The sequence below is a fragment of the Janthinobacterium sp. C22 genome, assembly GCF_057919405.1.
In genome coordinates this window covers 2,072,490-2,084,783 of record NZ_CP193659.1, presented here as the reverse complement: position 1 = coordinate 2,084,783, position 12,294 = coordinate 2,072,490, and the positions used below count along the sequence as shown (strand labels likewise).

At 66.2% G+C, this 12,294-nt stretch carries 10 protein-coding genes and 1 pseudogene; 7 read left to right on the top strand and 4 right to left on the bottom strand.

All coding sequences use genetic code 11. The annotated features are described in order from the left end of the window. Positions 1-154 precede the first annotated feature (154 nt). The gene (locus ACRHIG_RS09640) at positions 155-1,051 is read left to right on the top strand and encodes an MHFG family PEP-CTERM protein (protein ID WP_489630037.1); all 897 of its coding nucleotides are present in this window, start codon (positions 155-157) and stop codon (positions 1,049-1,051) included. 57 nt (positions 1,052-1,108) lie between these two features. Then, positions 1,109-1,894 (top strand): hypothetical protein, encoded by a 786-nt coding sequence (locus tag ACRHIG_RS09635; RefSeq protein ID WP_489630036.1) that lies wholly within the window; start codon positions 1,109-1,111, stop codon positions 1,892-1,894. A 27-nt stretch (positions 1,895-1,921) separates the two neighbouring features. Here the strand turns inward: ACRHIG_RS09635 and ACRHIG_RS09630 are convergent. After that, positions 1,922-3,282 (bottom strand): annotated as a pseudogene (locus ACRHIG_RS09630) (DNA recombination protein RmuC). Between the two features lie 5 nt (positions 3,283-3,287). Next, the gene (locus ACRHIG_RS09625) at positions 3,288-3,683 is read right to left on the bottom strand and encodes a group II truncated hemoglobin (protein ID WP_034785429.1); all 396 of its coding nucleotides are present in this window, start codon (positions 3,681-3,683) and stop codon (positions 3,288-3,290) included. 132 nt (positions 3,684-3,815) lie between these two features. Between ACRHIG_RS09625 and ACRHIG_RS09620 the strand changes: the two genes are divergently transcribed. The 3 genes from ACRHIG_RS09620 to ACRHIG_RS09610 are packed head-to-tail and all read left to right on the top strand — an operon-like array spanning position 3,816 to position 5,969. Next, complete coding sequence (locus tag ACRHIG_RS09620; protein ID WP_489630035.1) at positions 3,816-5,084, top strand: MFS transporter; 1,269 nt, start codon at positions 3,816-3,818, stop codon at positions 5,082-5,084. Between the two features lie 12 nt (positions 5,085-5,096). After that, positions 5,097-5,444 (top strand): GIY-YIG nuclease family protein, encoded by a 348-nt coding sequence (locus tag ACRHIG_RS09615; RefSeq protein ID WP_475414578.1) that lies wholly within the window; start codon positions 5,097-5,099, stop codon positions 5,442-5,444. A gap of 57 nt (positions 5,445-5,501) precedes the next feature. Beyond that, positions 5,502-5,969, top strand: coding sequence for a MarR family winged helix-turn-helix transcriptional regulator (locus tag ACRHIG_RS09610; protein WP_489630034.1), 468 nt, complete (start codon positions 5,502-5,504; stop codon positions 5,967-5,969). Between the two features lie 6 nt (positions 5,970-5,975). Here the strand turns inward: ACRHIG_RS09610 and cqsA are convergent, their stop codons facing one another. After that, positions 5,976-7,184: an alpha-hydroxyketone-type quorum-sensing autoinducer synthase gene (cqsA, locus tag ACRHIG_RS09605; protein ID WP_489630782.1), complete on the bottom strand. Its 1,209-nt coding sequence runs from the start codon at positions 7,182-7,184 to the stop codon at positions 5,976-5,978. 199 nt (positions 7,185-7,383) lie between these two features. Here cqsA and ACRHIG_RS09600 point away from each other — a divergent pair, with 199 nt between their 5' ends. Both ACRHIG_RS09600 and ACRHIG_RS09595 read left to right on the top strand, forming a co-directional pair. Then, positions 7,384-8,751 (top strand): sensor histidine kinase, encoded by a 1,368-nt coding sequence (locus ACRHIG_RS09600; protein WP_489630033.1) that lies wholly within the window; start codon positions 7,384-7,386, stop codon positions 8,749-8,751. Between the two features lie 3 nt (positions 8,752-8,754). Then, positions 8,755-9,762: a response regulator gene (locus tag ACRHIG_RS09595; protein ID WP_475414582.1), complete on the top strand. Its 1,008-nt coding sequence runs from the start codon at positions 8,755-8,757 to the stop codon at positions 9,760-9,762. Here the strand turns inward: ACRHIG_RS09595 and ACRHIG_RS09590 are convergent. Then, the gene (locus ACRHIG_RS09590; RefSeq protein WP_489630032.1) at positions 9,759-12,290 is read right to left on the bottom strand and encodes an ABC transporter permease; all 2,532 of its coding nucleotides are present in this window, start codon (positions 12,288-12,290) and stop codon (positions 9,759-9,761) included. The two genes, ACRHIG_RS09595 and ACRHIG_RS09590, sit on opposite strands and share 4 nt — an antisense overlap. Positions 12,291-12,294 lie beyond the last annotated feature (4 nt).

Genomic DNA, 12,294 nt, shown 5'->3' with positions numbered 1-12,294 from the left:
AAAATTAATCTTTTCCCATCAAAACAAATCAATAAACACAACACTAATTGTAATAATTTTATTTATTAGTTGATATTGAAGTTTCTTCGGTGATAACATTCGAACTTACACAGAAAAGTTCAATTTTGATATTGTTTTCACGAGGAAACTACCAATGAAACACGGCCCATGGATAGCGGGCACCTGCATGCTGGGTGCGGCAGTCATATTCGGCATGTTGTCCCTGGCGCCCCTGCCCGCCAGCGCGAAAGGCGTGGCCCGCGCCGACGTGCTCGACAACTGCAGCTGGAACCGTCCCGGCGTCGATCCGTTCATGGGCGATGTGGTCGCGGCAGTGGACCGCTATACGGATATCGCGCCGCAGGTGCGCGAACAATTGAAGGAGCGCATGCGCGCGCGCCAGTACGACGAGATCGTGGTGATCAGCCGCGACGCCATCCGCGGCAAGGGCAATTACAACGCGCGCATCAGCGAGATGCATTTCGGCCCGGGCCGCGTTTGCCGCAACGTCACGCGCGCGGGCTGGAGCGAACAGATGCAGGAACGGGGACTCGTGTATTGCGTGCAGGGCCAGTGCATCCTCGTGCCGACGATCTGCCGCAACGTCAGCCGCATCACGCAGGCGCCCGCGTCGGCGCCGCCGGCGGCCGGTGCTGCCGCTCCCGGCGGTGCCGCACCCGCCTCTCCGGAAGCGGCGGGCGTGCCCGTGATCGACAATCCCGACGCCTTGCGCGGCGGCTCGTTCACGGGCGGCGCCATGCCGCCCGAGGTGGCCAGCATTCCTTTCCTGCCCTTCGATTATGTGCGTACCGTCAGCGACATCGGCCCGCCGGCCGGCACGGGCGGCGGCGGAGGTGGTGGCGGCAGGCCGCCAGACCAGGGCAGCAGCATCATCGTACCGCCCACCGTGATCCTGCCGACCCTGCCTCCCACCGGCCCGACAGTCCTGCCGGCCGTGCCGGAACCGCAAACCTGGGCCATGCTGCTGGCGGGCCTGGCGCTGACGGCCTTCGGCGCCAGAAAACACCGGGCCGGCAAGCATGCCGCCTGAGACGTAGCCAGCCGGATGCGGACTTGTTACTATGATGTATTCCAGACAAGGACCGCCATGCCCGACATCGATAGCCGTTTGACACGCATGACTGCGCTACGCAGGGAAGGCCGGCATGCGGAGGCGCTGCAGCTGCTGCAACAGCTGTTCGCCGACGCCGGACGAGTCGTGAATCCGGCAAGGTCGAGCCATTTCATCCCCATGCTGGAGTGGAAGTTTTTGGCCGAGGCCCACGCGCCGGCGTACACCGCCCTGCAGGTGGAGCGTGACGCGCAAATACGGCTGCTGCTGTCAGGCGAGCACGATTTCGGACGCCACGACAGTAGCGTGCCGCCGGCAAGCAACGCGTTCGGCCGCACATCGCGTTTTTCTCTCATCGCCGAAATGAACGAGACGCTGGGCGATCTCCATTCCACCGCCGACCTGTTCGCCAAGCTGGACGCCAGCGCCCCGGAACTGGCGCGCCAGTACGCCTGGCAAGCGCTGCCAGCCGTCGTCGAAGTGGGCAATTTTGCGCTGGCGGAGCGCTACCGCAGCCCCGCCCCGCTGGCACACCTCGATACCGTCAATGCCCTGGCCGCCAGCCAGCCCCTGCTTCCTGCGCCGGGCACGGCACCGCGCCTGGCGGCGGAGTTGATGAATCTGGTGACAGACGTGCGGATCGCCGCTGCCGTACTGCGCGGCCAGGGACAGGCCGCCGAGGCCGGCGCGCTGTGCGCCGCCTTGCTGGCCGGCCTGGCGAATGACGCCATGCGCACGCTGGCGCAGCGCGAGCTCGATGCGCCCGGCAGCATCACCGCTGCCATCGTCAGGCGCCAGATGGACGAGGAACAACAGGCCTAGCCGGCCGCTGCGGCGAACAGGACGGCGCTATTCGCCGTCCGCCTTACCCAGCAGCAAGGCAGCCGCCTCGCCCGGCAAGGCTTCCACGGATTTCAATTTGCGCGCCATCTGCCGGCTGCGCACTTCCGCGCTTTCGATATTCTTCGCCGCCTTTTCCAGGGTCAGCCGGGTTTGCGACAGCACGTCGCCGAACTTGCCGAATTCCGTCTTCACGGCGCCCAGCACCTGCCACACTTCGGACGAGCGCTTTTCCAGTGCCAGGGTGCGGAAACCCATCTGCAGACTGTTGAGCAAGGCCGTCAGGGTGGATGGCCCGGCGATGCTGACCCGGTGTACGCGCTGCAATTCGTCGGCCAGTCCCGGGCGGCGCAGCACTTCCGCATACAGGCCTTCCGTGGGCAGGAAGAGGATGGCAAAGTCGGTGGTCTGCGGCGGCGCCAGGTATTTCTCGGCGATGGTTTTCGCCTCGCCCCGCACGGCCCGCTCCAGCTCGCGGCCGGCCAGGGCCACGCCTTCCGCATCGGCCCGCTCGGCTGCCTCGACCAGGCGTTCGTATTGTTCCTTGGGGAATTTCGCGTCGATGGGCATCCACACGGGCGCGCCGCCCTCGACCATGCCCGGCAACTTCAAGGCGAACTCCACGCGCGCGCCGGTCCCAGGCACCGTTTCCACGTTCTTCGCATACTGGTCGACAGTGAGTACCTGCTCCAGCAGCATTTCCAGCTGCACCTCGCCCCACGTTCCCCGCGTCTTGACGTTGGTGAGCACCCGCTTCAGGTCGCCCACACCGAGCGCCAGCTGCTGCATTTCGCCGAGTCCCTGGTGGACCTTTTCCAGCCGCTCCGACACTTGCTGGAACGAGGCGGAAAGCCGCGTTTCCAGGGTGGCGTGCAGTTTCTCGTCGACCGTCTTGCGCATTTCTTCCAGGCGCGCGCCATTGTCGGCCTGCAAGTCGCGGATCTTGTTTTCCAGGGTGGCGCGCACTTCCAGCATGCGCTGCGCATTCGATTCCGTCAGCTGGGCCAGGGTCTGGTTGGTACTTTCGGCAAAGCGCGCCAGGCTTTGCGCCTGCTCCTCGCGCCCGACCTTGCCCTGCGCCTGCATCTGCGTGCGCAGGCTGTCGAGCTGCTGCAGGGTCGCCGCCTGGAATTGCGCCAGGCCGGCCGCCAGGTCTTGCCGCGTCGCTTGCGCCGATGCCTGCAATTGCAGCCGCACTTCGCGCTCGACCCGGTCGATGCGTTCCAGGCTTTGCTGCTGGTGCTGCTGCACCAGCGCCAGGGTGGTGGCGCCATCGCCGGCCGCGCCACGGGGCGCAGCAGCAGCAAGAGCAACAAGGCGATGGCGGCGATGGCGGCGCCCAGCAGGCTGTAGAACTCGATAGGACTCATGGGTGTCAGTCAGGTTTGTTGCGCATCCAGTCGGCCGTCTGATAGAACGATTCCATCAGGCGCACGCGCAAGGATTCTTCGATGCCCGTGTCTTCCATGGCCCAGGCCATGGCGCGCAGCCACTGGTCGCGCTCGCTGGTGCCGATGGCATACGGCAAATGACGGGCGCGCAGGCGCGGGTGGCCGAATTTCTCGATGTACAAATCCGGCCCGCCCATCCAGCCCGTCAGGAAGAAATACAGCTTGTCGCGCGAACCGTCCGTCGAGGGCGGATGCATGACGCGGATGCCGGCGAACTCGGCTTCGAGTTCCATCAGGTCATAAAAACGGTCGACCATTTCGCGCAGCACGGGGGCGCCGCCGATGGTCTCGTACAGGGTGGGGGCAGTGGTATCAGTCATGGCCGCCATGATAGCGCAAGCATCGGCGCGCCATGCAGCACCAGCGCTCCCTGCCGCAATAAACAGCAATATACTTGACCACTCAAGCTTTTATCAACTACTATGCAATTTTTAAACATGGACAAGACGAACATGCCAACCGCCACAGACACTGATTTGCTGCGCAATACCAACTTCCGCTGGCTGCTGGGCGGCGGCCTCGTTTCCATGCTGGGCGACCAGTTCAGCCTGCTGGCCCTGCCCTGGCTCGTACTGATCCTGACGGGCGATAGCCTCAGCCTCGGCCTCGCCGTGGCCCTGATGGGCGCCCCGCGCGCCGTGCTCATCTTGCTGGGCGGCACCATCGCCGACCGCTACTCGCCCCGGCGCGTACTGCTGATCAGCAAATATGCGAACGCCGCCATCCTGCTGGTACTGGCGGGACTGCTGTGGCTGGACCAGGCCAGCCTGGCGCTCGCGTATGCGGCCGCGCTGGCACTGGGCATCGCATCCGCCTTCGGCATCCCGGCCGGCACGGCCATCCTGCCGCAAGCCGTGCCGGCAGCATCGTTGCAGAAAGCCAATGGCTTGCAGATGGGTGTGCGCCAACTGTCCCTGCTGGCCGGTCCCCTGCTGGCAGCGCTCGTGCTGGGCGCCCACGATGGCGGGCAGCACACCTCCATGGCGGCACTGGCCGCCGCGTTTGCCATCGATGCGCTGACGTTTGTGTTTTCCGCCTGGACCTTGCGCCAAGTCAGGCTGCGGCCCCTGGCTGCGGCTGCCGCGCCGCAAGGCATGTGGCGCGATATGGCGGCGGGCCTGGCCATGGTGTGGCGCGACTTGCCTCTGCGCAGCTGTTATGCCTACTGGGCAGTTGTAGCCTTCTTCGTCATGGGGCCGCTGCAAGTGGCCTTGCCCGTGCTGGCCAGCGAGCGCCTGCACGGCGCCGCGGCGCTGGGCTTGCTGATGGGCGCGCACGGCGCCGGCACCTTGGCCGGCATGCTGTCCTCCAGCCTGGGCGGCGCCTGGCTGCGCCGCCATTTCGGCGCCACCTTGCTGCTCGTCGACGCCGTCGTGGGCTGCCTGCTGATGGCGCTGGGACAGATCAGCACGGCCTGGCAGGGCGCGGCCTTGCTGGCCGTCACGGGTCTGCTGTCCGGCTATGTGCAGGTGGCCATCTTTACGTGGATACAGCGGCGCGTGGCGCCCGCCATGCTGGGCCGGGCGATGGCGCTGTTCATGGGCATCTTCCTGGGACTGGCGCCCCTGTCGGCGGCAGCCACGGGCGCGCTGCTGCGCCACCTGAGCGTAGGCGAGCTGTTCTGCGGCGGCGGCGCCCTGCTGCTGGCGGCCGCCATCGCCGCCGCCCTGTTCACGGATATTGCCCACATCGCAACCACCGATTACGTCACCCAAGCTTAAGGAAGTCACAACATGGATAAAACACAGCAAGCAGCCTTGAAAGCAGCTTACCGGCAACAAGCGCCCGCGCTGGGCATCCTCGCGCTGCGCCACCTGCCCAGCGGATGCACCCTGCTCGAACGCAGCCGCAACGCGCCCGGCACGCTGAACCGCCACCGCTTCGAACTCACGCTGGGCACGCACCGCAACGCCCGCCTGCAGGCGGACTGGCGGCGCGACGGTGCGGCGGCTTTCCGCTTCGACATCATTGACACCGTCGATCAATCCGACGATCCCGCCTTCGATGCGGACGCCGAGCTGGCCGCCCTGCTGGCCCTGCACCGGGCGCAACTGCTGGAACAAGGGCAATCCCTGTATTGAGCGGCCATGCTTTACACTTGCGCACTCAAGCACTGCGCAGCCAACACAAGGAAAACCATGACCGATCACCCTTCCCCGCCGCCGGACGGCGCCAGCGCGCTGGACTTTTGCCTGCGCCTGGCGCGCGCCCAGGCGCTCATCGTGCGCCGCTTCGACAGCATCCTGGGCAATCTGCATGGCCTGAGTTTCAGCGATTACCAATTGCTGTACCACTTGCAGCGGGCGCCCGGCGGGCGCCTGCGCCGCATCGACCTGGCCGAGCGCCTGGCGCTGACGGCGTCCGGCATCACGCGCTCGCTGATGCCGCTGGAAAAGATCGGCCTGGTGGCGCGCCAGGCCGACCAACGCGATGCGCGCGTCGGCTATGCCGCCATCACCGAGGCGGGACTGGCATTGCTGGCGCACGCGAATACGACGGCGCAGGCGCTGGGCCAGGAATTGCTGGGCACCGCCAGCGCGGACCAGCTGGCGCCCCTGTCCATGCTGCTGGGAACGATCGCCGGCAAGCAGCCCGCCAACGGCTGACGCGCGCTACACCAGCGCCAGCTTGCGCAGGCGCCGCGTCGATGGCCAGCGCGCCATGCCCGTCTCGTCGCGGATGGCGGCGCAGGCGGCCAGCACCCTTGCGCATTCGTCCTCGCGCAGGCCCGCGTTCAGGGTCAGGCGCACCAGCGAACGGTTCTTCGGCGTGGCCGGCGCACAGAAGACGGCGCCGTAGATGCCGTGCCGCTCCAGCGCCTTGCGCAGGAGCAAGGTATCGGGTTCGCTGCCCGCTTCCAGCGCAATGATCTGCTCGGTGCCGTCGCTGACGTTGTAGCCGAGATCCATCAAGCCCTGGCGCAGCTGCACGCTGTGGCGGCGCAGGGCGGCGCGGCGGGCGTCGGCGGCGCGGATGAAATCGAGCGCCGCATCGAACCAGGCCAGCTCGTGTTCCAGCAGGCAGGAACTGAAGATGGCGGGCCGCGAGGCGGACAAAAAGTAACCCTTGAAGCGGGCCGAACAGGTAATCAGCCCCGCCCGGCCCGCGAACGCCTTGGCCAGCGACGCCGTGCGGAAATGCACGCGCCCGGCCAGGCCCAGCTCCACCACCAGGCCCGCGCCCTGCGGCCCGTGCGTGCCCAGCGAGTGCGACTCGTCGACGATCAGCATGCTGCCGCTGCGCTCGGCGATTTCCACCATGTCCAGCAAGGGCGCCACGCTGCCGTTGGTGCTGTACAGCGCATCGACGACGATGATGCCGGGGCCGTGCTTGTCGAGCTGGCGCTGCAGGTGGGCGCCATCGTTGTGCAGGAAGGCGACGGGCACGGCTTGCGCCGATTGCACGCCCTCCCACAGCGAAGCGTGCGCCTGCATGTCCAGGTACACGGGGATGCCGGGCCCGGCCAGGCTTTGCAGCAAGCCCACATTGGCGGCCCAGCCCGACTGCGCCAGCACGCACGCTTCGCTGCCGAGAAAATCCGCCAGCTTGCGTTCGAGCCGGTGCTGGCGGCTGCCCTCCTGCAGGAACACGGACGACATCAGCATGGCGCCGCCGTCCTGCAAGACGCGCGCCTGGGCCGCCAGCAGGGCCGCCTCGCCGGCGATGTTCAGATAGTCATTGCCAGCGAGCATCACGGCACCTGCCGGCACAGCTTGCCATTCGTGCAGGTGTTCGCCGCCAAGCAGCTTCTCGACGCGCTCGACGTAGTGCTCATCCATGCGCGCGCGCACGAAGGCAGGCATCAGCTGCTCGGCGTGGATGGCGCGGGACGACAGGGGGAAATGGCGTGTGACATAGGGACTCCTGATTGGTTGCGGTGGGAACTACCGCGTCCAACATGCGCGAGCCATCCGGCAAGAGATTGATACAGCTCAACAGTTATGCCGATATTCTGCTGATAGGGCGGGAACCCGCCGATGATGTTGTATTGACACGCCTCAACGAACACGCCCCCTGACCATGATGCATGCGCAGTCCCCTTCCGGAATACGGTGGCAAGGCAAGCTGCTCCAGCCTTTCCTGCATTTCCACGACGCCATCGAACACACGCCCGTGCGGCGCGCCCAGGTGCGCGCCCTGGCGCTCATCGGTGCGCTGGGCATGCCCCTGTACTACGCGCTATGGCATTATTTCTTTCCGCAAGAATACGAATCGCTGCTGCTGCGCACCGTGGCGGCGCTGCTGTTCCTGCCCGCGCTATGGCCTGACCGCGTCAGCAACACCTGGTTCAGCGTCTACCTGTTCCTGGGGCTGACCTTCGAACTGCCGTTTTTCTTCACGTATATGTTCCTGATGAACCACGCTTCGGCGCTGTGGGTACATTCGCTGCTGGTGGCGCTGATCGTGCTGTTTCACTTCGATACGCGCATCGCCGTCCTCGCCTATCTGAGCGGCACCGTGCTGGCCTGCCTGGCGTTTGCCGTGGCCGGCGATCCCGCCTTTTTGCTCAGCCGCGACGTCTTGCAGCAATTGCCCGTGCACTGGTTCACGATTGCCGTGCTGTCCGTCGTCAAGGTGGGGCGCCATGTGGGTGCGCAGGAAAAGCTGGCCGGACTGGCTGCCGGGCTGGGCAGCGTGGCGCACGAATTGCGCACGCCCCTCGTCAGCGTCGAGGCGAACGTGCGCGGGCTGCAACGGGGGCTGCAGCAAAGGGGGCAGCATGGGGAGCAGCAAGGGGCGCAGCAAGGGACGCAGAAAAACCCGCAAGGCCAGCCGCCCGATGCGGACAGCCTGGACGCGCTGGCGCGCATCCGCTTCGAAGTGCGCCATATGCACCACATGATCGATCTGTTCCTGCTCAGCGCCAGCGCCGTCAACCGCAAGCTCGAAGCGAACGAGACGGTCGCCATGCACGACAGCGTGACGGCCGTCCTGCGCCGCTACCCGTTTACCAGCACGGCGCAGCGCGACATCGTCAAGGTCGACGTGCGCGCCGACTTCAGCTTTTCCGGCCAGTCCGAACTGTGCGTGGTCATCCTGCTGAACTTGCTGCGCAATGCCTTGAAAGGCATCCAGCGCGCCGGCAAGGGCCGCGTGCGCATCGTCATCGATGGCGCGCGGCCCGTGCCGCGCCTGCTGTTCATCGATACGGGCTGCGGCATCGCGGCCAGCCGGTTGCCGCTGATCTTCGACCGTTTCTATTCCTATCCCTCGCACAACGGCAGCGGCATCGGCCTGGCCCTGTGCCGGCAAATCATGCAAGCCTGGCATGCGCGCATCAGTTGCGTCGCGCGCGAAGGCGCGTATGCCATCTTCGTGCTGGAGTTTCCGCAGACACACGCCAGCACCAGGCACAGCCGTTTTCCATCCATCCACCGCGCGAGGTGACGCATGCAACTGCCCGTCTACACCCATCCGACCCTGACCGTATTGATCGACGACAGCGATTCCTTCCTGAAAAGCCTGGCGTTCCAGCTCGATCCCGGCCTGGCGCGCAAGACGTTCCACGACACCAGCAGCGCGCTGCACTGGCTGCGCCACAGCACGCAGCCGGGCGAAACGCCGCTGCACGTCAACTTCGACACGCAAAACCTGCCGCCCGACCAGTGCAACGTGGCGCTCGACATCGAACGCATCTGGCGCATCAGCGGCCAGGCGCAGCGCTTTGCCGTGCCCTCCGTGCTGGTGGTCGATTACTCGATGCCGCAGATGAATGGCCTGGAATTTTGCCAGGCCGTGCGCGACTTGCCGTGCAAGAAGATTTTATTTACGGGCGCGGCCGACGAAAAGGTGGCCGTGACGGCCTTCAACCGGGGCTTGATCGACCGCTACATCAAGAAGAGCGACGACGATGCGCTCGACATCCTGGAACAGGAAATCGTCAGCCTGCAAGGCGAATTCTTCCTGCAGCAAACGGAGACCGTGCGCGACCTGCTGATGCTGCACGACTACAGTTTCCTGCAAGACGAGGCGCTGGCCGCCGTGGTGCACGAGCTGTGCAAGCGTCACGGCTTCGTCGAGTTCTATATCTTTCCCAATCCCAGCGGCATCCTGTTCTTCACGCGCGACGGCCATGCCAAGCTGATGATCATCGAGACGGAGCGCAGCCTGCACACGCAGTACGAAATGGCGCGCGACAGCGACGCACCGGGGTCGCTGCTGCTGGCCCTGCTGGAAATGCGCGTGATCCCGTACTTTTCCGACGCCGACAGCGACGGCATGTATGCGGCGCACATCGGCGAAAACTGGTTCCGCTATTGCGCCGCCCCCACCATCTGCCTGGGCCGCGTGACGTATTTCTGGGCCCTGTTCGACGTGCCGGCGCACCAGCTGGGGCAGCCGGTCATGTCCTACGCGCAATTTCTACGCGCGGGCGCGGGCGACAGCGTCAGTGTTTAGCCTTCCCGTAAGGTCTGTAGCGGCGGATGTTTCAGGACATTGCGCAAACCCAGCCAGCCTCCGGCGATGGCGCACAGGGCGCCGGCCAGCAGGCCGAAGGCCCACACGCCCGGTGCGAAGCTCCAGGCGAACTTGAACTGGTACGTGGCCAGGGCCCAGCCCATGGCGGCCGCGCCCGAGGCGGCCAGCAGGCCGGCCAGCGCGCCGACGAGGGAAAACTCGATCAGCTGCGCCTGGGCCAGCTGGCGCCGCGTGGCGCCCAGGGCGCGCAGCAGGCCCGCTTCGCGCGTGCGCTCGTCCTGCGAACCCATCAAGGCCGCATACAGCACCAGCAAGCCCGAGGCCAGGGTAAAGGCAAACAGGAATTCGACGGCCGTCACCACCTGGTCCAGCACGCCCTGTATCTGTTTCAGCACGCCGCCCACGTCGACCACCGTCAGGTTCGGATACTCGCGCAGCAGGGCGTTGCCCAGGTCCGCCTGCGCGGGCGGCAGGTGAAACGCCGTGATCCACGTCTGCGGCGTGTCCGCCATGGCGGCCGGATTGATGATGACAAAGAAATTGACGCGCATCGAGCCCCATTCCAGCTTGCGCAAACTCGTGATCGCGGCTTCCACGGGCTGACCGGCGATGTCGAAACGCAGCTTGTCGCCCAGTTTCAGCTTCAAGGTCTTGGCGATGCCCTCTTCCACCGACGCCTCCGCCGGCGCGCCGGGCTTGTCGCTGAACCACTTGCCGGCCACGAGCTTGTTTTCTTCCTGCATGGCGGCCATCGTCGACAGATTGAATTCGCGGTCGGCCAGGCCCTTGGCGCGGTCATCCTCGTACGTGCTTTCCGTGATGGCGTTGCCGTTCACGGCCACCAGCCGGCCCCGTATCATCGGATACAAGGGCGCATTGGCCACGCCGGCCTGCGCCAGGCGCGCGGCGATCGGGTCTTTCTGCTCGGGCAGGATATTGATCATGAAGCGGTTCGGCGCATCGGGCGGCGTGGCGTTGCGCCAGGCCACCATCAGGTCGCCGCGCACCACCGTCAGCAGCAGCAAGGCCATCAGGCCCAGGGCCAGCGACACCACCTGGATGACGGTGGCGCCCGGCCGGCGCTGCAAGGACGTGACGGCGAAGCGCCAGCCCTGGTGCTTGAAGGCGCCGCGCAGGGTTTTCAGCGACTTGATGCCCAGCCAGCCGGCCAGGGCGAACAGGCCGAAGCCGCCGAGGAAACCGGCCGCCGTCAGCAAGGCCAGTTTCACGTCGCCCGCCTGCCACAACAGCAGCACGACGAAGGCGGCGATGCCGAGCCCGTAGGTGGCCAGGGCCAGCGCCTGCGGCGGTTCCTGTTCGCGGCGGATCACGCGGTTATGGGGGACATTGCGCAACTGCAAAATCGGCGGCAGGGCAAAGCCCAGCAAGAGCAGCATGCCGGTGGCCACGCCCTGCAGCGCGGGCAGCAGGGACACGGGTGGCAAGTCGCTCTGCACCAGCTTGCCCAACAGCTCCAGCAGCACCAGGTGGCCGCCGAAGCCCACCAGCACGCCGATCACGCTGCCCACCAGGCCGACGAGCAGGAATTCGATCACGTACATGGCCGTCACCTGGTTTTGCGTCAGGCCCAGGCAGCGCAGCATGGCGCAGGCATCGAGGTGGCGCAGCATGAAGCGGCGCGCCGCCATCGCCACGGCGACGGCCGCCAGCATGGCCGACAGCAGGCCGACGAGCGACAGGAAACGGTCGGCGCGGTCCAAGGTCGACTGCATCTGCGGGCTGCCCGACTCCAGCGATTCGATGCGCACGCCTTTGATGGACTGCGCCTTGATCTGGCTTTCCAGCCAGGCTTGATATTGCGCAAGCTCGGCCGCCTTGGCGGGCGGCGCCGACAGCAGCAGCCGGTACGACACGCGCGAGCCGTTCTGCACCAGCGCCGTGGCGGCCAGGTCGCTCAAGGGCAGCATCACGCGGGGGGCGAAGTTCAAAAACGATGCGCCGCGGTCCGGTTCGCTGGCGATCAGCTGCGTGACGGTGAACGCCTTGTCGCCCAGGGTCAGGGTGTCGCCCAGCTTCGCGTTCAGGCTGGAAAGTATCGCCGCATCGACCCACAGCGTGCCGGGCGCCGGCACCTGATCTGTCGGCTGGCCCACGGCATCCTGCGCTTCGCTCGGTTTGGTGGTGATTTTCAGCTTGCCCCGCTGCGGGTAGCCGGGCGAGACGGCCTTGATGGACGCCAGCTGCGAGATCGACTGCTCGCCCTCGCCCGCCTGCGCCATGCTGGGAAACGTCACCGTGTCGGCCAGGATAAAACCGCGCCTCTGCGCTTCGGCGCGCCAGGCCGCATTGACGGGCTGGTCGGCGTTGATGACGAGGTCGGCCCCCAGCAGCTGGTGCGCGTCGCGGTTCAGGCCCGCGCGCAGGCGGTCGACGAAGAAGCCGACGGCCGACAGGGCCGCCACGGCCACGATCAGCGCGACGAGCAGGAAACGCAGTTGCCCGGCGCGCCAGTCGCGGCCGGTCATTTTCAGGGAGAGGCGGAACATGGGC

Excerpts from the sequence above, each read along its gene's own strand:
- ACRHIG_RS09635 (WP_489630036.1), top strand. The coding sequence starts at position 1,109 with ATGCCCGACATCGATAGCCGTTTGACACGCATGACTGCGCTACGCAGG.
- ACRHIG_RS09600 (WP_489630033.1), top strand. The coding sequence starts at position 7,384 with ATGATGCATGCGCAGTCCCCTTCCGGAATACGGTGGCAAGGCAAGCTG.
- ACRHIG_RS09620 (WP_489630035.1), top strand. The coding sequence starts at position 3,816 with ATGCCAACCGCCACAGACACTGATTTGCTGCGCAATACCAACTTCCGC.
- ACRHIG_RS09625 (WP_034785429.1), bottom strand. The coding sequence starts at position 3,683 with ATGACTGATACCACTGCCCCCACCCTGTACGAGACCATCGGCGGCGCC.
- ACRHIG_RS09640 (WP_489630037.1), top strand. The coding sequence starts at position 155 with ATGAAACACGGCCCATGGATAGCGGGCACCTGCATGCTGGGTGCGGCA.
- ACRHIG_RS09595 (WP_475414582.1), top strand. The coding sequence starts at position 8,755 with ATGCAACTGCCCGTCTACACCCATCCGACCCTGACCGTATTGATCGAC.
- ACRHIG_RS09615 (WP_475414578.1), top strand. The coding sequence starts at position 5,097 with ATGGATAAAACACAGCAAGCAGCCTTGAAAGCAGCTTACCGGCAACAA.
- ACRHIG_RS09610 (WP_489630034.1), top strand. The coding sequence starts at position 5,502 with ATGACCGATCACCCTTCCCCGCCGCCGGACGGCGCCAGCGCGCTGGAC.
- ACRHIG_RS09590 (WP_489630032.1), bottom strand. The coding sequence starts at position 12,290 with ATGTTCCGCCTCTCCCTGAAAATGACCGGCCGCGACTGGCGCGCCGGG.